We start from the raw sequence: 21,120 nt of genomic DNA, 5'->3' as shown, positions 1-21,120 counted from the left end.
CGAAGACGCGGTGCCACTCGGTCCGCGGAATGCCGGGTCCCTCGTCCAGGACCTCCAGCTCCAGCGACCCCGGCTGCGACCCGCGCCGCGCCCTGACCGTCACGCGGCCGTGCGGCGGGCTGTGCTTGACCGCGTTGTCGATGAGGTTGGCGACGACCTGGTGGATGCGCTCCGGGTCGGCGTGCGCGACCAGCTCGGGCGGCGTCACGTCGAGGTGCAGATGGACGTCCGTCCGCGTGTGGCTGCCGGAGCCGGTGGCCATGCCCGCGCGGGCGGAGGCGACCATGCCGGCCTCCTTGAGGACGCCGGACAGGTACGGCCACACCTCGAACCGCCGCTTCTTCAGTGGGACGACGCCGTTGTCCAGGCGGGACAGGTCGAGGAGGGTCTCCACCAGGCGCCCCAGGCGCTCGGTCTGCTTCAGGGCCGTGCGCATCGTCTCGGGATCGGCCTCGGTGACCCCGTCGACGATGTTCTCCAGCACCGCGCGCAGGCCCGCGATGGGGGTGCGCAGCTCGTGCGAGACGTTGGCCACCAGCTCCTTGCGCTGACGGTCCTGGGCCTCCAGCTCGTCGGCCATGACGTTGATCGTCTGGGCCAGGTCGCCCAGCTCGTCGCGGCGGTTCTCGCGCACCCGGCGGGTGTAGTCGCCGTACGAGATGGACCGGGCCACCGCGTTCATGTCGTCCAGCGGGGCGGTGAGCGAGTGCGCCACGAACTGGGTGATGAGCAGTGTGGCGATCATCGAGAAGACCGTGATGAAGCGCAGTTCCGTCTCGGTGCGCACCGCGATCATCGACAGTCCGGTGGTGATCAGCACCGAGATGACGACCAGCGCGCCCAGCTTGGTCTTGATCGAGAACGGGCGCGCACCGCCCCAGGGCGACTTCCCGGGGTTCCTGCGCCGGGCCGGCCCGTCGCTCATGGCGTGGGCGTCTCCAGGGCGTAGCCCACGCCGTGCACGGTGCGGATGCGCTCGGCGCCGATCTTGCGGCGCAGCGCCTTGATGTGGCTGTCGACGGTGCGGGTGCCGGAGGCGTCGGCCCAGTCCCAGACCTCGGCCAGCAGCTGCTCGCGGGAGAGCACCGCGCGGGGGGTGTTCGCCAGGCAGACCAGGAGGTCGAACTCGGTGGGCGTCAGGTGGACGTCCTCGCTGCGCACCCGCACCCGGCGCTGCGCGTGGTCGATCTCCAGCTCACCGAGGCGCAGTATGCCGCTGCGCGGCGTCGTGGCCGCGAGGGCCGCCCGCTCCATGCGGCGCAGCAGCACGTGCACGCGGGCCGCCAGCTCCCGCATGGAGAAGGGCTTCGTCATGTAGTCGTCGGCGCCGACGCCCAGCCCGACCAGCATGTCGGTCTCGTCGTCGCGCGCGGTGAGCATCAGGACCGGCACGGGGCGCTGGGCCTGCACCCGGCGGCAGACCTCCAGCCCGTCGAAGCCCGGCAGCATGACGTCGAGGATCAGCAGGTCGGGCTGCCAGGCCTCGGCCGTGTCGACCGCGGACGGGCCGTCGCCCGCCGTTTGCACGAGGAACCCCTCGGCACGAAGGCGGGTCGCGATGGCGTCCACGATCGTCGCGTCGTCCTCGACCACCAGGACCCGCCGCTGTGCGCCGGGGGTGGCCGTCGCCGTGCCGTTGTGGGAGGTGTGTGTCTGCTCCATCGCCCGCCCCTGAAGTGTGCTTTCCGGAATCCGTGGGGTGATCCGTCGTCTGCGCATGACTGCGATTGACGCTTGAATGATCCGCGTCAGGGCAGCAGCGTACGGGGAGTTACCGCGTGTTTGCTATCCAGGGCGGATGCCGAGGTGCACGACGTCCGGAACGCCCCGGGCAACGGGTACCTCTTCGGTACGCACGTGCCGGAACCCGGCATTCCGCAAGGTTCCCTCGAATTCCGGGGAGGGCTTGGCCGACCACACGGCGAGCACTCCGCAGGGTCTCAACACCCTTGCGCAGTCGGCCAGTCCGGCCGCCGAGTAGAGCCCGTCGTTGCCCTCGGTGACGGTCCAGTCGGGCCCGTTGTCGATGTCGAGGCACAGCGCGTCGAACGTGTCGGACGTCTCATTGACGTACGCGACGAGATCCGTCTCGAGGATCCTCGCGCGCGGGTCGGCGAGGGCCTCGGCGGAGAGCCCGGCCAGCGGGCCCTCGCGGTGCCAGTCGATGACGGCCGGTTCGCGCTCCACCACGGTGATCCGCCCCCAGCGGGACTGCGCGGCGGCGTGTGCGAGCGAGAAGCCGACGCCCAGCCCGCCGATGAGGAGGTGCGGGCCGGGGCGCGGGTCGCGGCCCTCGCCCGCGTCGGCGGCGTCGAGCGCGGCCAGGGCGGCGTCGACGAGCCGGCGCTCCGAGCGGCCGTCGGAGGTGTCCATCAGGAAGCAGCCGTTCGCGATGATCTGCAGCAGGTCGCCGTGCCGGCGCAGCACGACCTCGCCGTACGGACCCTCGCGGCGGTCCAGGACTTCGGGGGCTTCGGGAATGTCGTACGGGGTGGCCATCCGTTCATCTTGGCAGGACCCCTTTCGCCGGGGCGCCGGGGTGTCGGGGCCCCGGCCCGGAAGAGGGTTTCCGCCCGTCGCCGGGTGATCGCTCAGAGCGAACACCCCTTGGGGAACATTCGGAGGCTCATGAGCATTGAGTCGGCATAACTCAACTTGACTGCCGAAGGGGAGATCATGGCTGCTGAGTCCACACCGCTCGCCCTGCCTGTGCTGCCGCTCGACGACGAGGTCGTGCTGCCCGGGATGGTGGTCCCGCTGGACCTGAACGACGCGGAGGTGCGCGCCGCGGTGGAGGCCGCCCAGGCCGCCGCGAAGAACACGCCGGGCAAGCCCCGGGTACTCCTGGTGCCGCGCGTCGACGGGACCTACGCCGGAACCGGCGTCCTCGGCACGGTCGAGCAGGTCGGCAGGCTGGCCGACGGCGACCCGGGCGCCCTGATCCGCGGCCGGAGCCGGGTGCGGATCGGCGCCGGGACGACCGGGCCGGGCGCGGCGCTGTGGGTGGAGGGGACCCGGATCGAGGAGAGCGTGCCCGACCCGCTGCCGGGACAGACGACCGAACTGGTCAAGGAGTACAAGGCGCTCGCCACCGCCTGGCTGCGCAAGCGCGGCGCCTGGCAGGTCGTCGACCGCGTCCAGGCCATCGACGACGTCGCCGCGCTCGCCGACAACTCCGGCTACTCGCCGTTCCTCACCACCGAGCAGAAGGTGGCCCTGCTGGAGACCACCGACCCGGTGGCCCGGCTGAAGCTCGCGACCCAGCAGCTGCGCGACCACCTCGCCGAGCAGGACGTCGCCGAGTCCATCGCCAAGGACGTCCAGGAGGGCGTCGACAAGCAGCAGCGCGAGTTCCTGCTGCGCCGCCAGCTGGAGGCCGTCCGCAAGGAGCTGCGCGAGCTCAACGGTGAGAAGGAGGGCGAGGAGTCCGACGACTACCGCGCCCGCGTCGAGGCCGCCGACCTGCCGGAGAAGGTCCGCGAGGCCGCGCTCAAGGAGGTCGACAAGCTGGAGCGCGCCTCCGACCAGTCGCCCGAGGGCTCCTGGATCCGCACCTGGCTCGACACGGTCCTGGAGATGCCGTGGAACGAGCGCACCGAGGACGCCTACGACATCCGGGGCGCCCAGGCCGTGCTCGACGCCGAGCACGCCGGCCTCGAGGACGTGAAGGAGCGCATCACCGAGTACCTGGCGGTGCGCAAGCGGCGCACGGAGCGCGGGCTGGGCGTGGTCGGGGGCCGCCGCGGCGGTGCCGTGCTCGCCCTGGTCGGCCCGCCCGGCGTCGGCAAGACCAGCCTGGGCGAGTCCGTCGCCCACGCCATGGGCCGGAAGTTCGTCCGGGTCGCCCTCGGCGGTGTCCGCGACGAGGCCGAGATCCGCGGCCACCGGCGCACCTACGTCGGCGCGCTGCCCGGCCGGATCGTCCGCGCCGTCAAGGAGGCCGGGTCGATGAACCCGGTCGTGCTGCTCGACGAGATCGACAAGGTGGGCTCGGACTTCCGGGGCGACCCGGCCGCGGCCCTGCTGGAGGTGCTCGACCCGGCGCAGAACCACACCTTCCGGGACCACTACCTGGAGGTCGAGCTGGACCTGTCCGACGTGGTCTTCCTCGCCACCGCCAACGTCCTGGAGGCCGTCCCGGAGGCACTGGCGGACCGGATGGAGATCGTCCGCCTGGACGGCTACACCGAGGACGAGAAGGTCGTCATCGCCCGGGACCACCTGCTCCCGCGTCAGCTGGAGCGCGCCGGCCTCGGCGCGGACGAGGTGACCATCGAGGAGGGCGCGCTGCGCAGGCTCGCCGGCGAGTACACGCGCGAGGCGGGCGTGCGCACCCTGGAGCGGTCCGTCGCCCGGCTGCTGCGCAAGGTCGCGGCCCAGCACGAACTGGGCGAGCGGGAACTGCCGTGCACCGTGACCGAGGACGACCTGCGGGGCCTGATCGGCCGGCCGCACCACGTGCCCGAGTCCGCCCAGGACCCGGCCGAGCGCCGCACCTCCGTCCCCGGTGTCGCCACCGGGCTCGCGGTGACCGGGGCCGGCGGCGACGTCCTCTACGTGGAGGCGTCCCTCGCCGACCCGGAGACGGGCGCGGCGGGTCTGACGCTGACCGGCCAGCTGGGTGACGTGATGAAGGAGTCGGCGCAGATCGCGCTGAGCTTCCTGCGCAGCCACGGGGCCGAACTGGAGCTGCCGGTGGCCGACCTGAAGGACCGGGGCGTGCACATCCACTTCCCGGCGGGCGCGGTGCCCAAGGACGGCCCGAGCGCCGGCATCACGATGACCACCGCACTGGCCTCGCTGCTCTCCGGCCGGCTGGTCCGCACCGACGTGGCGATGACCGGGGAGGTCTCGCTGACCGGGCGGGTGCTGCCGATCGGCGGGGTGAAGCAGAAGCTGCTCGCGGCGCACCGGGCGGGCGTCACCACCGTGATCATCCCCAAGCGCAACGAGCCCGACCTGGACGACGTCCCGGCCCAGGTGCTGGACAAGCTCGACGTCCACACCGTCACCGACGTCCGCCAGGTGCTCGAGCTGGCGCTGTCGCCGGCCACCGACGGCGCGGCGCCGGAGGTTCCGGTCGCCGTGTGACGGTGGTGACCGGATGAGGGAAGGCCCGGGTCCCGTGAGGGAGGCCCGGGCCTTCACCGTGCCGCTTCACCCTACGGCGTTGCGCGGGGCCGCCGTTCAGCCCAGCGCGAGGTCCCGCAGCCGGTCGAGCGTGCCGTTGAAGCGGTTGTGGTCCCCGACGGTCGGCCCGCTCGAGGTGTACTGCCACATCGTGTAGGTCCCCCAGCCGGCGGGGAGCTCCCCCACGGTGGAGGCGTACCGGGCGACCCACAGCGGATGGGCGGAGGCGAAGCCGGCGTAGTCGCCGGTGCACAGCTTCCACCAACTGGTCGACGTGTAGATGACGGCGTCCCGGCCGGTGCGCGCCCGGTACCGGTCCAGGAAGTCGCCGATCCAGTTCACCATCGCGCTCTGCGACTTGCCGTAGCAGTCGTCCCCGTAGGGGTTCCACTCCATGTCCACCGCGCCCGGCAGGGTCCTGCCGTCCGCGGACCAGGCGCCGCCGCGGTCGGCGAAGTAGTCGGCCTGGGCGGTGCCGCTGGAGGTGTCCGGGGTCGCGAAGTGGTAGGAGCCGCGGATCATGCCGACGTCGTACGAGCCGTTGTACTGCTGGGGGTGGTAGGGGTTGGCGTAGTACGTCCCCTCCGTGGCCTTCACATAGGCCCATTTCACCCCGCTGGACCACAAGGTCCCCCAGTCGACGTCCCCCTGATGGCTGGAAACGTCCACCCCCTCCGTCTGGGTGGAGCGCCGGGTGGGGACGCCGTCCTGGCCGTCGTGGGCGATGACGCCCATACCCATGTGGGCGGAGCCGCGCGGGGGAACGCTGGGGGAGGGCTCGTCCGCCGCAGCCGCACCGGGCAGGGAGAAGAGACCGAGCAGGACCGCCGCGACGGCGGTGTACACGTGTAAACGGGTGACGCCGGATCTGTGCACGGGCATGACGTGTTCTCCGAAGGGTGGTTGACGGGGTGTCCGCGGGGGCGACCCGCATCGCATGCGGTGGGCATGCCACGCGACCGCCTGGTGGGGAGACTGCGCGCGTGGACCGCGACGCGGGGGAGCGTTTCGTCCGGAAGCCGCCGTTGATCCACGCCTGCGAAATACTGGCGGAGCTGCGGCGACGCCGCCACTTGACGAGAACCTTCAGGACCGGGAAGACCGAGGCAGGGCTCACGTGCACGAAGACCGAAACGGCGGCGGGGAACGCGCCGCCACCCCAGGGCCCGGAAGCGGTCCGGAGCAGCCCGGACTCCTCGCGTTGGAGCGGGAGTTGACGGTGCTGCTGCGACGCGCCCGGGCCAACCAGGGGGAAATGGCCCGCGAGGTACACCCCGACCTGGAGCCGTCCGCCTACGGACTGCTCGTCCGTCTGGATGAGCACGGCGCACAGCGGGCCACCGAACTCGCCGCCTACATCGGCGTCGGCAAGGCGACGATGTCGCGTCAGTTGCGCGCGCTGGAGGAGCTCGGGCTCGTCGCCCGCGAGCCGGACCCCGCCGACGGCCGCGCCTGGCTGGTCGCCCTCACCGGGGAGGGACGCGAACGGGTGAGCAGGGTCCGCGAGGCCCGCCGCGCGCGCTACGCAGGCCGCCTCGCCGACTGGGACCCCGACGAGGTCGCGGAACTCGCCCGGCTGCTGCACCAGCTGAACCGCGGGATGGAGAAGTGACCGGGACGGGACCGGGCGCGCACCGTTCTTGGGGCCACGGGGGCTGCCGGGACTGCCGGAGCCACCGGGACCGCCGGGACCGCCGGGACCGGCAGGGTCACCGGGGCCGTCGGGGCCACAGCTCCGCGTAGACCACCGTCGCGTCGTCGTGGGTCTTGCCCCGCCGCGGCGCCGACCGGTCCGCGTCCGCCCGCTCCAGCGTCCGCACGCGGTCCACCAGGGAGCGCGCCCCCTCCTTGCGGACGAGGGCGAGGCAGTCCGCCCAGTCGCCCTCGTGGAACCGCTCCACCCAGCGCGCCGCCCCGTCCGTCAGGGCGGCCAGGGCGCGCACCCGGTCGCGCGGCAGGGTGCCGGTGACCGCGCGGGCCGCCACCGAGGGATCCGCCGCCGCGGTGAAGAAACCGCCCTCCCGGTTACGCACCGTGGCGTCCACCAGGGCGTCCGTCGCCAGGGCCGAGCGGGGCAGCCGGGCCAGCCGGTCGTCCAGCAGCGCGGTCACCGTGCCGTCGTCCGACTCGACCAGCAGGGCCGAGTCGCACAGGACCAGGTACTCGACCGACTCCGGGGACCAGCGGGCCAGTGCCACCGTGGCCTGGGGTGTGCGGGGGTGAGAAAGGTCACAGGTTGCCGCGTGGCCGTCGGCGGTACGCGTGAGGGCGCGGGACAGCAGCTCGGCCAGGGGAACATCCGGGAGCGAAACGGTCAGTTCGGCCAGCGCTCCGCCGAGGCGCGCGGTGAACCAGGGAACGGAATGCAGACAGCCGCCCCCGTCCTCCGGAGGCGTGACCCCGTCCAGCACGACGAGCGAACCGCCCTGTCCGGAGGCCGGAAGCCCGACGCTCGCGAAGTCCTCGTTGGGGCGGCCCGGATCGCCGGGCTCCGAAACCAGTTCCATGCGCATCCGGCCAGTCTGCACGAGCCCTTCACACGGACCGCAAAAGACCGGTTCCGGTCGTCGGAACGCGGCGGTCGCGCAGGTCAGACGCCGGTTTTGGGTGGGAATGCAGAGCTCCGGGAACGCGTGGCGGCGAATCCTGCCACCGCCCGCCGCAGACGTCCAACCGGCGTCCCGCGCGGAGCCGTCGCACGGGGCGCCGGGACTTGCTCCCCAACTCGCGTCCGATGTTCACTCCTTTGAGTGGCGGGTCAGGTGATGCGCATCCACTGCCCACGGGCGCTGGGAGGGTCGGGGAGCGATACGGGCGCCCTGCTGCCCGAGTGCGGTCCAGGGCTCGGGGCGAGCGTCCACGCCCGTTGACGGAGCGTCACCCGGATCCAGGGGTACACGAGTCAGGAATGCGAGCACCGGTGCAGAAGTCGCGGCCTCGTCGCACAGCCAAGCAGACGGCCCCCACGGGGGACGCGGAGCAGACGCCCACCGTCGGCAGGGGCCGCCCCACCCATGTGCGCAATCGGCTCATCGTGGCCGTGGCGGTGGTGGCCGCCGCGATCGCCGGCGCCGGGACGCCGTCCGTCCTGGCCGCCTCCGGTGAACTCAAGGACTCCCAGGACCTGGTGACGCTGGCCGAGCAGACCCGGGACGCCCTCGCCCTGGCCCACTCCCTCGCCGACGAGCGCGACGACGTCACCTCCTACATCGCGGCCGGCCGCCCCGAGGCCAAGGCCCCCCCGGAGGAGCACAGCGCCCGCGTCGACCGGCAGGTCGAGGAGCTGCGCGCCGACACCGGCACCTCGGACGTCCTGCGTGACGACCTCGACGCCATCGCGGCCGTCCGCCGCGCCGCGCTCACCGGCAAGAGCAGCGCGCTCGAGGCGCACCAGGCGTACTCCGCCGCCATCACCCAGCTGCACCGGCTCGCCGAACAGCTCGCCCAGCAGACCCCGCCCCGCGCGGGCTCCGGCGCCTACGCGCTCGCCGAGCTGGACTCCGCCGTCCAGCAGGCCGCCGCCGCCCGCGGTCTGCTGCTCGCCGCACTGAACGTGCCGAGCGCCACGCAGACCGTCATCGACCCGATCACCGGCCTGCCGTCCACGTCCGCCGTCTCCTCGGACGCCGACACCAAGCGGCGCGACGCGCTGACCGCCGCCGCGCTCCAGGCCCGGCTGCGCTCCGACGCCGCCCTCGCCGACTTCCGCGACACCGCGCCCAAGGCCGCCCGCGCCTCCTACGACGCCACGGTCACCGGCCCCGAGGTCAACTCCGCCGACAAGTACCTCGCGAGGCTCACCGACGAGCCGACGCTCTCCGACGACGAACTCGGCACCGACACCAAGAAGCTCCGGGCCGCCCTCACCGCGCGCGTCGAGATGATGCGCGGGGCGGAGTCGGCGCTGTTCGACCAGCGTGTCAAGGACCTCGCCCAGCTCCGCGACGACGACGTCACCGCACTGGAGATCCGCGTCGCCGTCCTCGGCGCCCTGATGCTGCTCGCCATCGGCATCACCACCGGACTGGCCCGCTCCCTCACCCGTCCGCTCTCCGTGCTGCGCCGCGGTTCCGCCCGGCTCGCCGGGGCGGAGGACCCCGGTGCCGAGGAGCCGATCACCTTCACCGGCCGCAACGACGAGTTCGCCCAGGTCGTCCGCTCCGTCAACGCCCTGCACGCGCACGCGGCCGGCCTCGCCGGGCGGATCGCCACCCTGGAGGCCGACCGCAAGCACCTCGTCGGCCAGCGCCAGAAGATGGCCGACGCCCGCGAGGAACTGCGTGCCGAACTCGAGGGCGCCGCCGCGCAACTGGAGCGGCTGCGCACCGGCATCGGCGGCACCTTCGTCAACCTGGCGCTGCGCACCCTCGGCCTGGTCGAGCGGCAGCTCGGCGTGATCGAGAGCCTGGAGGAGCGGGAGGACGACCCGGACCGCCTGGCCACCCTGTTCAAGCTCGACCACTTCGCCACGGTCATGCGCCGGCACAGCGAGAACCTCCTCGTCCTCGCCGGCACCGAGCACGTCCAGCACACGGCCGGTCCCGTCCCGCTGGTCGACGTCGTACGGGCCGCGGTCAGCGAGATCGAGCGGTACGAGCGGGTCCGGATCGCCGCGCTGCCGCCGCACGCCCACATCGCCGGGTTCGCCGCGGACGACCTGTCCCACCTGCTGGCCGAACTCATGGAGAACGCCACCTCGTTCTCCCCGCCCGACCTGCCCGTCGAGGCCTCCGGCTGGCTGCTGGAGAACGGCGAGGTCATGCTCTCCGTGCAGGACGAGGGCATCGGCATGACCGAGGAGCGGCTGGAGCGGCTCAACTCCCGCCTGTCCGAGTTCGACCCGGAGGCCGGCTACGACCAGGAGGCCGAGGACGGTCTCGGCCTCGGCCTGTACGTCGTGGCCCGGCTCGCCCACCGGCACGGGGTGCGGGTCCAGCTGCGCAAGCAGAAGCAGGGCGGCATCGCCGCGGTCGTGGTCCTGCCCACGTCCCTGCTCGCCTCCGCCGAGCCCTCCGCGGTCCCCGCCTCCGGTCCCGTCCCCGGCGGCACCCACGCCGTCTCCCTCCCGGGCGCCGACGCCGAGGCCAACTCCAACGTGCTGCCCGGCCGCAGGGAGAGCGACGACCCGCTGGTCGCCCTCGCGGAGAAGGCCGTGCGCCACCAGGAGTCCACGCAGGCGGACGCCTCCCGGGCGGACTCCTCGACGGAGACCGGTGCGGAGCCCGAGGGCGACGCCGCGGACGCCGCGGACACCGCGGACACCGCGGGAGACCGTGCGCGGAGCCGCGACGCGGACCCCGCGGCGGAGCCGGCCGCGGACGCGGACGCGGAGGGCGCGCGGATGCCGTCCCAGCGCCCCGCCGAGACCACGATGGAACTGCTGATCCCGTCCCCGTCGGCCGCGGCCGACGACGCGACGGCACCGCCGGCCACGCCGGGAGCCGCACCGTCGGAGGGCGCCGGGGACACCGGGACCGCGCCCGACGAGGTCGAGCACACGGCCGTCACCGAGCCGCCGGCCGCCGGTACCGGAGCCGGCGACGACCGCGGCACCGAGGCCGGTGCCGCTCCTGATGCCGGGGCGCGGCCGTCCGGCGAGCACACGGCCGCCGCCGACGCCACCGACGACGCCCGGACCGCGTCCGACGTCCCCGCGACCGCGGGGACCCCCCGGCAGTCCGGGCTGCCGACCCGGCCGGTGACACCCGACCGGCCGGCACCCGCGGCCCCGTCCGCGTCCGACTCCGCCCGCGACGCCGGAGACGCCGGCGACGAGCACGCACGCGTGCCCGACGGGCCGGTGGAGGACGATCCGGTCACCGCCAAGGGACTGCCCAAGCGCACACCGAAGATCACCACGCCCGCCCAGGCCCCACGGCCGCGCACCGGTTCCGTGGACGCCGAGGCACTGCGCCGCCGTCTCGGCGGCTTCCGCCGGGGGGCGGAAGCCGGTCGCCGGGACGTCGCGGTGGAGATCGCCGAGCAGACGGGCCCGCACGATGCCCCGTCCGCCGCGACCGCCACAACCGAAGAGGCCACGGGGGGCACAGTCGAGGAGGCAAGCAGTTGACCGCGCCCAGTACCTTCGGACTGAGCAGTGAGGCCCGCAACCTGCACTGGCTGCTGAACAACCTCGTCGAGGAGGTGCCCGGCATCCTCTCGGTCGCGGTGGTCTCCTCCGACGGCCTGCTGCTCCTCTCCTCCGACCACGCACGCAACCTCGAGGCCCGCGAGGCGAAGACGGAGCCCCGTACCGGCCCGCGCGGCTCCGCCGCCGACCTGGCCACCGTCGTCTCCGGCATCGGCAGCCTCACCGTCGGCGCCTCGAAGCTGATGGACTTCGGCCCGGTCAAGCACACCATGGTCGCGATGGACGAGGGCAGCCTGTTCGTGATGTCGATCAGCGACGGCTCGCTGCTCGGCGTGCACGGCTCCGCGGAGTGCGACATGAGCGTGGTGGCGTACCACATGGCCCTGTTCGTCGGCCGGGCCGGCCACGTCCTCACCCCCGAACTCCGCAGCGAGCTGCGCAAGTCCCTGGAGACCGAGTCCGCCGGGAGCGCCCGATGAGCAGTGCGCCCAGGAAACGGCTTCCGGTCCGCGGCGGTGACCGCAAACCCTCCCGGGTCCGTCCCTACTCGCTCACCGGCGGCCGCACCCGCTTCGGGCACGTCCTGCTCGTGGAGACGTTCGTCGGCAGCACGGCGGGCACGGCCGCGCTGGAGGCCGCCGAGGAGCGCAAGGAACTGACGAGCGGCGGGCTGTCGGCGATCATGCCGGAGGCCCGGGCCATCGTCGAACTGTGCCGCCGGATGCGTACGGTGGCCGAGATCGCCGCGCTGCTGCAGATGCCGCTCGGTGTGGTCCGCGTGCTCCTGAGCGACCTCGCGGACCAGGGAAAGATCCGTGTCTACGGAACGGGGACCGGCCACGGCACGGGTCGCCCGGACCGCGCGTTGCTGGAAAGGGTGCTGAGTGGACTCCGTCGTCTCTGACGCCGCTCGAGGCGTCTCCCCGCTCGTCGAGGACGACGAGCCGTTGCTGCCCTGGCAGACGGATCGCACCCGTGCACCGATCGCCACGAAGGTGGTCGTGGCGGGCGGGTTCGCCGTCGGCAAGACCACGCTGGTCACTTCCGTCTCGGAGATCACGCCCCTGCAGACCGAGGCGCTGATGACCGAGGCGAGCGAGGAGACCGACGACCTCACCGCCACGCCGGGCAAGCTCACCACCACCGTGGCCATGGACTTCGGCCGCATCACGCTCGACGACGACCTCGTGCTCTACCTCTTCGGCACGCCCGGCCAGCAGCGGTTCTGGTTCATGTGGGACGACCTGGTGCGCGGCGCGATCGGCGCGGTGGTCATGGCCGACACCCGGCGGCTGAAGGACTGCTGGCCGGCGCTGGACTACTTCGAGAGCTGTGGGCTGCCGTACGTCGTCGCGGTCAACCACTTCGACGACAGCGAGCTGTTCGAGCCGGAGGACGTGCGGGAGGCGCTGACCATCCCGCAGCACATACCTGTCATGATCATGGACGCGCGCCGCCGGATCTCCGTGATCGAGACCCTCCTGGCCCTGGTGGGCCACGCGCTCGACGAAACCCCCGAGTAGGAGAGACACCCCCGTATGCGGAAGATACTCGTCGTCGGAGCCGGTCAGTCCGGTCTCCAGCTCGCCCTCGGTCTCCAGTCGCACGGGTACGAGGTCACCCTGATGTCCAACCGGACGGCGGACGAGATCCGCACCGGACGGGTGATGTCGACGCAGTGCATGTTCCACACCGCCCTGCAGCACGAGCGCGATCTCCAGCTGAACTTCTGGGAGTCCCAGGCCCCGAAGATCCGGGGGCTGGGAATCTCGGTCGCGGCCCCCGGCTCCTACGACCCGGGCCCGTCGCAGCGGGCGATCGACTGGCTGGGCAGGCTCGACGGGTTCGCGCAGTCGGTCGACCAGCGGGTGAAGATGGCCGGCTGGATGGAGACCTTCGCCCAGCGCGGCGGCCAGTTGGTCATCCACGGCGCGGCGGTCGGCGACCTCGACTACTTCTCGCGTGCGTACGACCTCGTGCTCGTCTCGGCGGGCAAGGGCGAGCTCGTGCAGATGTTCGGTCGCGACGCGTCCCGCTCCCCGTACAGCGCGCCGCAGCGCGCCCTCGCGGTGGCCTACGTCCACGGGATGGAGCCGCGTCCGGAGCACCCGGACACGGAGGCGGTCCGCTGCAACCTGGTGCCCGGGGTCGGCGAGATGTTCATCATGCCGACGGTCACCCTCTCGGGCCGCGCCGACATCCTGTTCTGGGAAGGCATACCCGGTGGTCCGCTGGACGTCTTCAAGGACGTCAGGGACCCGGCGGAGCACCTCTCCCTGACTCTGGAACTCATGGAGAAGTTCCTCCCCTGGGAGTACGCGCGGGCCACGAAGGTCGAACTGACCGACGCCGGCGGCACCCTGGCCGGCCGCTACGCCCCCACCGTCCGACACCCCATCGGACGGCTGCCCGGCGGCGGGGCGGTCCTCGGCGTCGCCGACGTGGTCGTCGCCAACGACCCGATCACCGGCCAGGGCTCCAACTCCGCCTCCAAGTGCGCCGCTTCCTACCTCGCCTCGATCGTCGAGCACGGCGACAAGCCGTTCGACGAGGAGTGGATGCAGCAGACCTTCGACCGCTACTGGGAGACGGCCCGGCACGTCACCAAGTGGACGAACGCCATGCTCGCCCCGCCCCCCGAGCACGTCCTGAACCTCCTCGGCGCCGCCGGCCAGGTCCAGCCGGTCGCCGACCGCTTCGCCAACGCCTTCGACAACCCGGCCGACCTCGAGAACTTCTTCTTCGACCCGCAGAAGACCGAGGCCTACCTGATGGAGGCCTCGGGCGCCACGGGCGCGTAGCCCTCCGGGCGGCGACCGCGCGCCGACCCGGTGCGCGGTCGCCCTCGCCGGCGCCGCACCCCCTGCCGGCTTCCATGACCGGGCGGCCGGGCGGCCGGGCGGGCCTACGGAGCGGTGGGCCCGGTGGGTTGCCCGACGGGATCCGCCGCGGGCGCGGCGGATCCCGCGTACCCCGCGTCGGATCCTTCCGTCGCCCCCTCGGGGAGCTCGGGCGGTACGTACCGCCCCGTTCGGTCTCGGCGCGCTGCTTCTCCAGCCGCTCCTCGGTGGCCTTCTCGGCCTCCCCGTACAGGGCTTGAAGGGACGTCAGCAATCCGGCGACGGAACGGTCGCCGGGGCCGCCCGGTTCGGGAACGGCCGTCGCGGGCGCGGGTGCGAGAACGGCCCCGGCCGCCACCGCCGCCGTACACACCAGACGCGGAAGTACTCCTGGCACGCCATCACCTCCGACGCGGGGCGACTCGTCCGCTCCGCGTCGCGAGCATCCGGCGTGTTCCGCGGGCCCGCTCGCCGGGCGTGCGCGGTTCGGCGCAACGGGGTCACCCGTGCGCGTCGTCCGGCTTGCCCCCCGGCGCGGCGTCCGGATCGGATCCGGACTTCGACCACGGCCACCTCGGGCGGTCGCCCGCCCGTCCCGTGGGGTCGTAGAGGTACTTCCAGCCCCGCGTCAGCCCGGTCCGTCCGCTCCGTCCCCGGGGCACGCGCCGGTAGACCAGCACCGTGGGCGGCCCGCCGTCCGCGGCCGGGACGGGGATGCGGTACGTCTTGGGCGGGTGCCCGGTGATGCCCAGCAGCACGGGCAGCACGCGCCCGTCCATCGGCCCGCCCTCGAACGGGGTGTCTTCGCTCTTCACCCCCTCAGTGTCGGCCATGCACCCGGGCCGGCCGCCCACCGCCGCCCGCCGCGGTCAGAGGTCCGCCGCCAGCTCCCGGACCAGCGCCTCGGTCTGCGCGTCGCGCCGCGCGGTCACCTCCAGCCCCGCCACGAACTGCTCCACGAGCCAGTCCCGCAGTTCGTCCACCGGCGGCTGCTCGTCCTCGTCGAGCCAGATCAGCGAGGCCGCCTCGACGGCCGTGATCCACATCCGGACGGTCATCCGCAGCCGGGGCCCGGGCCCGGCCACCCCGAGATGGCTGAGGATGTGCTCGGCGGCGGCCCGCCGCACCCCGTCGACGATCGCGGTCGTGCGGGAGGTCTCCACGACGCTCCCGCCCTGCAGCAGCGCGCTGAACCCGGTGCCGTGCTGGTCGACGAAGGCGAGGTAGCGGTCGAGGGCCCGGGACAGCCGGGGCAGTCGCGGGCCCTCGTGCGGCTCGTCGAAGCAGTGCCGCAGTTCGTCGGCGGCCGACCTCAGGGCGGCCTCGTACAACTGCTGCTTGCCGCCCGGGAAGTACCGGTACACCAGGGGCCGTGACACCCCGGCCGCCTCCGCCACGTCGTCCAGGGAGACCTCTTCCGGGGCGCGGTGGGCGAAGAGGGACAGCGCGGCGTCGAGCAGCTGGCTGCGGCGTTCCTCGACGCTGAGCCGCCGGTAGGCGGGGGTGGGGGCCTGCGGGGTCATGCCCCGCAGCGTAACCGTCCGCCACCGGTACGTGCCTATGCCAGCAGTCCCGACGACTTCCACAGCTTCCGGCCGACCCCGCGCAGCACCCCGATGTCGTCCAGGAAGTCGGTCAGCCGCTTGGAGCCCTGCTGCATCACGTCCCGCCGGTGCCCGCTCGCCTTGACCTGGGCCAGGGCCTCACGCCTGTCCAGGCCGACGTTCGTGTAGACGTCGGGGTTCACGAACGCCACGGAGAAGACGCGGGCGAACTCGCCGGAGGTGATCCGGGTGAACTCCTGCGACCACTTCGGCGCGGTCACCATCTGGCGCCGCAGCTCCTCGCGGGCGTAGCGCACGTGCCGCGCCTCCTCGACGACGTGGATGCGCGTGACGCCCCGGATCAGCGGCTGGACCCGCTCGTCCGGGAAGGTCAGCCGCTGCATCCAGTCCAGGACCTCCTCGCCGAGCAGGGTCGCGGTGAAGGAGCCGGGGGTGGTGGAGATCGTCTTGAACAGCCGGCCGAGGTGCTGGTGGGTCCGGCTCACCGGGTACCAGGGGGTGCCGCCGTGGGTGATCAGCCGGGCGAACATCTTGGAGTGCCGGCACTCGTCCTCGATCTCGGTGAGCGCGTAGCGGACGTGTGCGCTCGTGGCGGACTTGTCGTAGATGTGCCGCACCAGCAGCTGCATGAGGATGATCTCGAACCAGATGCCGAGCGAGGCGAGCGCGGCGGCCTCGTGCCGGGAGAGCAGGATGCGCTGCTCCTCGCTCATCCGCTTCCACATCGGGGTGTCGTACAGCGACACCAGCTCGGGCGGCCAGAACCACTTGCCCTCCTCGAAGGGGGCGTCCCAGTCCAGCTCCTTGTCCGGGTCGAAGGAGTGCTTGGCGGAAGAGTCGAGCAGCCGCTGGGCCACCTGCTCGCGGTCCTTGAGCAGGCCGAGCGCGTCACGCAGGCCGTCGAGCGCGTCGGCTTCCGTCAGGGTCGTCATGGCGGTTCCACCTCATGGTGCGGGGGGACGTCTCGGGGACGTGTCCGGGAGGGTCTGGGGTTACCGGCGGTTCACTCCTTTATGAGACTGCCTGTCAGCAAGGGCGTCAATCCCCCGTGCGGGACTTGTTGACGAATGATCTACCCGACGGGGACGTCGACGGCGCGTTCCCCGCGTCGTCTCACGGAGTGCCGTACGGGGGTGCGCCCCGGAGGCGCCGACCGCGTCAGCCGGACTCCGGCACCGGGGGCGCTCACGAGCGCCGCACGCGACCACGGGCCGGACGGCGACCACGAGTGGTCCCGTCCGCCGGAGACCGGCACGTCCGTCACGTCGCCCTCTCCCCCCTGGAGACGCCGGACGGAACCGTCGGCGGCGTCGGAGCCGGCCTCCGCGTCCACCCGGGCGAGTCCGTGCGCCGCGGCGGACGCGGCCGTGGACCGCACGGCGGGCCGGGAGCCGGGGCGCCGGTGATCCCGGCCCGGTGTCCGGGCGCCCCGGGGGACGCCGGCCCTACGAGTCCAGCACCGCCTCCATCACCGCCCGGGCGATCGGGGCCGCGGTCCCGCCCCCGCTGATCTCCCCCCGGTTCGCCGCCGCGTCCTCGACCACCACCGCGACCGCCACCTTCGCCTCCATGTCCTCGTGACCCTGCGCCCAGGAGACGAACCAGGCGTACGGCGTCCCGGAGTTGCCCAGGCCGTGCTGGGCGGTACCGGTCTTGCCGCCGACCACGGCACCGGGGATCGCGGCGTTCGTGCCGGTGCCGTTCTCCACCACGCCCCGCATCAGCTCCCGCATCCGCAGCGCCGTCGACGGATGCATGGCCCGCCGCACCGAACGGGGACCGGTCGTCGACACCGTGCCGCCGCCCGCCCGCGTCGTCCGCTCCACCAGGTACGGCTCCCGCACCTGCCCCCCGCTCGCGACGGCCGCCGCCACCATCGCCATCTGCAGCGGCGTGGCGCGGGTGTTGTACTGCCCGATCGACGCCAGCGCGAGCTGCGCCCGGTCCACCGTGGTGTCGAAGGTGCTCCGGGCCACCAGGAACGGGACCCGCACGTCCGCGTCGTTGAAGCCGAAGGCCTGCGCCATGGCCGTCATGTCCGCCACGCCCGTCTCCACGCCCAGCTTGGCGAACACCGTGTTGCAGGAGTGGGTGAACGCCTCCCGCACCGAGGCGTCCGCGCAGCCCCGGGACCCGTTGGTCAGCCGCGTCGTCGTGCCCGGCAGGCGGTACGGGTCGGGCGAGTCGGTCGGTTCGTCCAGGTCGGTCACCACGCCCGCGTCCAGCGCCGCCGCCGCCGTCACCACCTTGAACGTCGAGCCCGGCGGATACGTCCGCTGCACCGCCCGGTTCAGCATCGGCTTGTCCGGGTCGGCGTTCAGCCGCGCCCAGGCCTCCCGCGCCGTCCTGCCGTTCCCCGACAGCAGCCCGGGGTCGTACGAGGGGACCGACACCAGCGCCAGGATCCTGCCGGTCGACGGATCCACCGCCGCCACCGCCCCCTTGCGCGAGCGCAGCCCCTCGTACGCCGCGCGCTGCGCCGCCGGATCGATCGTGGTCACGACGTCGCCGCCCGCGTTGCGGGAGCGCGTGAAGTCGTTCCACAGCGGCAGCGGCGCGAGCGCCGGGTCGGCACCGGACAGCAGCGCGTCCTCCGAGTGCTCCAGCAGCGTCGACCCGTACTCCTGCGAGGCGAAGCCGGTCACCGGGGCGTACAACGGCCCGTCGTCGTACGTCCGTTCGTAGCGCAGGTGCTCCCCGGTGTCCCGCGAGCCGGTGACCGGCCGGCCGGCGACCAGGATGTCGCCGCGCGGCTGCTGGTAGCGGGCGATGGCCGCGCGGCGGTTGGCCGGGTTGCCCTCGTAGGCGTCGGCCCGCAGGACCTGGACGCGGGCCGCGTTCACCAGCAGGGCCACCAGCAGCAGGGCGCAGAAGAGGCCGGCGCGCCGGATGTGCCGGGTCACCGGACGGCACCCCCGTCGCCCTGACGGCGCGCCGAGTCGCTCAGCCGGACCAGCAGCGCCACGATCGTCCAGTTGGTCACCACCGACGAGCCGCCCTGCGCCAGGAACGGCATCGCCATCCCGGTCAGCGGGATCAGCCCGGTCACCCCGCCCGCGATCACGAACACCTGGAGCGCCAGGAGGGAGGCGAGGCCCACGGCGAGCAGCCGGCCGAACGGGTCGCGCAGGGAGAGCCCCGCCCGGTAGCCGCGCTCCACCAGCAACCCGTAGAGCAGGAAGATCGCGGACAGCCCGGCCAGGCCCAGCTCCTCGCCGGCCGTCGCCAGGATGAAGTCGGACTTGACCGCGAAGCCGATGAGCACGGAGTGCCCGAGTCCGAGCCCGGTGCCGTGGACCCCGCCCTCCGCGAAGGCGAACAGGGACTGGGCGAGCTGGTTCGGACCCTCGCCCGCCTCGATGGAGGCGAACGGGTGCAGCCAGGTCTCGATCCTGTGGTGCACGTGCGACTCCAGCCGGCCCACGGCCACCGCCCCCAGCGAGGCCAGCAGCAGGCCGACGGCGATCCAGCCGGTGCGGCCGGTGGCGACGTACAGCAGCACCACGAACAGACCGAAGAACAGCAGCGAGGTGCCGAGGTCCCGCTCCAGCACCAGCACGCCCACGCTGACCAGCCAGACGGCGACGATCGGGCCGAGCACCCGCCCGGTGGGCAGCTGCATCCCCCAGACACGGCGGCCGGAGTAGGTGAGGGCGCTCCGGTTCGCGGCGAGGTACGCGGCGAAGAAGACCGCCAGCAGCACCTTCGCGAACTCGCCGGGCTGGATGGAGAACCCGGCGACCCGGATCCAGATCCGGGCCCCGTTCACCGCGGGGAAGAGGATCGGGGCCGTCAGCAGGACCAGCGCGGCGGCGGCGCAGACGAGGGTGTGGCGCTGGAGGGCCCGGTGGTCGCGCAGCACCAGCACCACCACGGTGAACAGCGCCACGCCCAGGGTCGACCAGATCAGCTGGGTGGGCGCCGCCGGGTCGCCCGGCGTCTCCAGGTCGAGCCGGTAGATCAGCACCAGGCCGAGCCCGTTGAGCAGGACGCCGATGGGGAGCGGCAGCGGGTCGGCGTGCGGTGCCCGCCAGCGCACCGCCAGGTGGGCGACCAGGGCGAGCACGCCGAGCCCGGCGCCGTAACCGGCGGCGCCGGGCGGGAGGGAGCCGTTCCTGGCCAGGCCGACGGCGCAGTATCCGTACACCGACAGCAGGACGGCCAGGACGATCAGGGTGAGCTCGATGCCACGGCGTCCGGGGAGGCGGACGGTGGGCGTGGGCGGATCCGCCGTCGCCAGGGTGATTCCGGCCTTGCTCATGCCCGGAACTTACCTAAATGTGACCCTTTGTGTGTTTTGTTCGTCAGCACCAGCGTGGCGCGGCACCGATGGTGTCGATGTGACGGGCCGGGCCCCAGGCCCAGGTGCCGTCCGTGAGGAGGTACCAGAGCGGACTGCCGTCCACCTTCTCGCCGCGGACCTTGCAGAAGATCGAGACGACCTCGCCCTTGTGGGCGTACCGGATGATCTGCGAACCCCGGTACGGGGCGCTGCGCAGGGCCAGCGAGTGCGTGGTGACGACACCCTTGTACTGGCCGCGGTCACCGTGGTTGCCGCCGGCCTGCTGGTTGCCGCTGTTGTTGTGGTTGCCGTTGCCCTGCTGATTGCCGTTGCCTTGCTGGTTGCCGTTGCCGTTGCCGTTGTGGTTACCGCCGCCCTGCTGGTTGCTGCCGTTGTTGTGGTTGCCGCCGCCCTGCTGGTTCGAGCCGCCGTTGTGGTTGCCGTTGCCGCTCTGCTGCTTCCAGTTCCCGTTGCCGCTGCCCTGGTGGTTTCCGTTGCCGTGGCCGTTGCCTTGCTGGTTGCCGCTGTTGTTGTGGTTGCCGTTGCCGTTGCCGTTGCTGTTGCCGCCCTGCTGGTTCCAGTTCCCGCCGCCCTGCTGGTTCCCGTTGCCGTTGCCGCCCTGTTGGTTCGAGCCGCCGTTGTGGTTGCCGTTGCCGCCTTGCTGATTGCCGCCGCCGTTGTGGTTGCCGGTGCCGCCGCCTTGCTGGCTCGAGTTCCCGTTGCCGTTGCCCTGGCCCCCGTCGTCGTTCGCGACGGCAGGGGTGGCGGCGGCCGCGACGGCGAGGGCGCCGGCGGCGAGGGCTATGGGCAGACGGCGGTGGAGAAGGGAACGCAGGGACATTGCAGTGCCTCCATATGAGGTCGAACGGGGTGAAGGTGATTAATCGACACACTAGGAGTGGCTCCCCATGCCCGCCCGCGTTGGTGCGCCATCGGGGACGGTGCCCCGCCCAGCTCCGCGTCGTCCCTGGTGACGGGTCCTCGGTGAGGGTGCGCGGCGCCGCCACCCGGCCCGCACCGGGCTCGGCCGGGCGGCCCGCCGGCAGCGGCTCGGCCCCGGGGAAGCGCAAGCCTCACCGTGCGTCCGCCGACGGGACCGGCCGACGACCGCCGCATGGGCCCGGCGGTCGGCGTGGGCCCCGGACACGGGGAGCCCTCCTCGCGTACCGGGTGCTCCCGCAAGAGTGGCCGGGGCCGCCCGCCGGGACCGCC

Annotated in this window: 18 protein-coding genes; 7 read left to right on the top strand and 11 right to left on the bottom strand. The window is 72.9% G+C overall.

Annotated features, from left to right (window positions below; translation table 11 throughout):
- The 3 genes from B7L92_RS10215 to B7L92_RS10205 form a co-directional block, all read right to left on the bottom strand.
- A partial coding sequence (locus tag B7L92_RS10215) for a sensor histidine kinase (protein ID WP_081237108.1) occupies nucleotides 1–925 on the bottom strand: 925 nt, incomplete at its 3' end.
- Nucleotides 922–1,662, bottom strand: coding sequence for a response regulator transcription factor (locus B7L92_RS10210; protein WP_081237107.1), 741 nt, complete (start codon nucleotides 1,660–1,662; stop codon nucleotides 922–924). The genes B7L92_RS10210 and B7L92_RS10215, both read right to left, overlap by 4 nt.
- Before the next feature lie 123 nt (nucleotides 1,663–1,785).
- Nucleotides 1,786–2,499 (bottom strand): spermidine synthase family protein, encoded by a 714-nt coding sequence (locus B7L92_RS10205; RefSeq protein WP_081237106.1) that lies wholly within the window; start codon nucleotides 2,497–2,499, stop codon nucleotides 1,786–1,788.
- Between the two features lie 177 nt (nucleotides 2,500–2,676).
- Here B7L92_RS10205 and lon point away from each other — a divergent pair, with 177 nt between their 5' ends.
- Nucleotides 2,677–5,091, top strand: a complete 2,415-nt coding sequence (gene lon, locus B7L92_RS10200) for an endopeptidase La (RefSeq protein ID WP_081237105.1) — start codon at nucleotides 2,677–2,679, stop codon at nucleotides 5,089–5,091.
- A gap of 96 nt (nucleotides 5,092–5,187) precedes the next feature.
- Here lon and B7L92_RS10195 read toward each other — a convergent pair whose 3' ends face one another.
- Entirely contained in the window at nucleotides 5,188–6,012 is an 825-nt protein-coding gene (locus tag B7L92_RS10195; protein WP_081237104.1) for a lysozyme, read from the bottom strand.
- 235 nt (nucleotides 6,013–6,247) lie between these two features.
- Between B7L92_RS10195 and B7L92_RS10190 the strand changes: the two genes are divergently transcribed.
- A complete protein-coding gene (locus B7L92_RS10190; RefSeq protein WP_081237103.1) occupies nucleotides 6,248–6,742 on the top strand; it encodes a MarR family winged helix-turn-helix transcriptional regulator in 495 nt (164 codons plus the stop codon).
- 97 nt (nucleotides 6,743–6,839) lie between these two features.
- Here B7L92_RS10190 and B7L92_RS10185 read toward each other — a convergent pair whose 3' ends face one another.
- Nucleotides 6,840–7,643: a protein phosphatase 2C domain-containing protein gene (locus B7L92_RS10185; protein ID WP_107501430.1), complete on the bottom strand. Its 804-nt coding sequence runs from the start codon at nucleotides 7,641–7,643 to the stop codon at nucleotides 6,840–6,842.
- A gap of 407 nt (nucleotides 7,644–8,050) precedes the next feature.
- Between B7L92_RS10185 and B7L92_RS10180 the strand changes: the two genes are divergently transcribed.
- From B7L92_RS10180 to B7L92_RS10160, 5 genes are read left to right on the top strand one after another with little or no spacing between them, the layout of a single operon-like run.
- Nucleotides 8,051–11,200: a sensor histidine kinase gene (locus B7L92_RS10180; protein ID WP_107501429.1), complete on the top strand. Its 3,150-nt coding sequence runs from the start codon at nucleotides 8,051–8,053 to the stop codon at nucleotides 11,198–11,200.
- Nucleotides 11,197–11,700 carry a roadblock/LC7 domain-containing protein gene (locus B7L92_RS10175; RefSeq protein ID WP_081237100.1) on the top strand — a complete coding sequence of 168 codons (504 nt, stop codon included), beginning with the start codon at nucleotides 11,197–11,199 and terminating at the stop codon, nucleotides 11,698–11,700. The genes B7L92_RS10180 and B7L92_RS10175 overlap by 4 nt, the downstream gene beginning before the upstream one ends.
- On the top strand, nucleotides 11,697–12,125 hold the full coding sequence (locus B7L92_RS10170; RefSeq protein WP_004983456.1) for a DUF742 domain-containing protein: 429 nt from the start codon (nucleotides 11,697–11,699) through the stop codon (nucleotides 12,123–12,125). The genes B7L92_RS10175 and B7L92_RS10170 overlap by 4 nt, the downstream gene beginning before the upstream one ends.
- Nucleotides 12,106–12,744, top strand: a complete 639-nt coding sequence (locus B7L92_RS10165) for a GTP-binding protein (RefSeq protein WP_081237099.1) — start codon at nucleotides 12,106–12,108, stop codon at nucleotides 12,742–12,744. Before B7L92_RS10170 ends, B7L92_RS10165 begins: the two co-directional genes overlap by 20 nt.
- Before the next feature lie 15 nt (nucleotides 12,745–12,759).
- Nucleotides 12,760–14,022: a styrene monooxygenase/indole monooxygenase family protein gene (locus B7L92_RS10160; protein ID WP_081237098.1), complete on the top strand. Its 1,263-nt coding sequence runs from the start codon at nucleotides 12,760–12,762 to the stop codon at nucleotides 14,020–14,022.
- A gap of 539 nt (nucleotides 14,023–14,561) precedes the next feature.
- Here the strand turns inward: B7L92_RS10160 and B7L92_RS10150 are convergent.
- The 6 genes from B7L92_RS10150 to B7L92_RS10120 form a co-directional block, all read right to left on the bottom strand.
- Entirely contained in the window at nucleotides 14,562–14,876 is a 315-nt protein-coding gene (locus B7L92_RS10150; protein ID WP_081237097.1) for a DUF8847 domain-containing protein, read from the bottom strand.
- A 54-nt stretch (nucleotides 14,877–14,930) separates the two neighbouring features.
- The gene (locus tag B7L92_RS10145) at nucleotides 14,931–15,584 is read right to left on the bottom strand and encodes a TetR/AcrR family transcriptional regulator (protein ID WP_081237096.1); all 654 of its coding nucleotides are present in this window, start codon (nucleotides 15,582–15,584) and stop codon (nucleotides 14,931–14,933) included.
- 35 nt (nucleotides 15,585–15,619) lie between these two features.
- Nucleotides 15,620–16,558 carry an AurF N-oxygenase family protein gene (locus B7L92_RS10140; RefSeq protein ID WP_081237095.1) on the bottom strand — a complete coding sequence of 313 codons (939 nt, stop codon included), beginning with the start codon at nucleotides 16,556–16,558 and terminating at the stop codon, nucleotides 15,620–15,622.
- Nucleotides 16,559–17,071: 513 nt separating this feature from the next.
- A complete protein-coding gene (locus tag B7L92_RS10130) occupies nucleotides 17,072–18,529 on the bottom strand; it encodes a penicillin-binding transpeptidase domain-containing protein (RefSeq protein WP_081237093.1) in 1,458 nt (485 codons plus the stop codon).
- Nucleotides 18,526–19,887 carry an FtsW/RodA/SpoVE family cell cycle protein gene (locus B7L92_RS10125; protein WP_081237092.1) on the bottom strand — a complete coding sequence of 454 codons (1,362 nt, stop codon included), beginning with the start codon at nucleotides 19,885–19,887 and terminating at the stop codon, nucleotides 18,526–18,528. Before B7L92_RS10125 ends, B7L92_RS10130 begins: the two co-directional genes overlap by 4 nt.
- 43 nt (nucleotides 19,888–19,930) lie before the next feature.
- Nucleotides 19,931–20,749 (bottom strand): SH3 domain-containing protein, encoded by an 819-nt coding sequence (locus B7L92_RS10120; protein WP_081237091.1) that lies wholly within the window; start codon nucleotides 20,747–20,749, stop codon nucleotides 19,931–19,933.
- Between the last annotated feature and the right edge of the window lie 371 nt (nucleotides 20,750–21,120).

Source organism: Streptomyces viridosporus (genome assembly GCF_002078235.1).
Taxonomy (GTDB): domain Bacteria; phylum Actinomycetota; class Actinomycetes; order Streptomycetales; family Streptomycetaceae; genus Streptomyces; species Streptomyces viridosporus.
The sequence above is the reverse complement of the archived record's forward strand: the minus strand, read 5'-3'. Positions and strand labels throughout refer to the sequence as shown.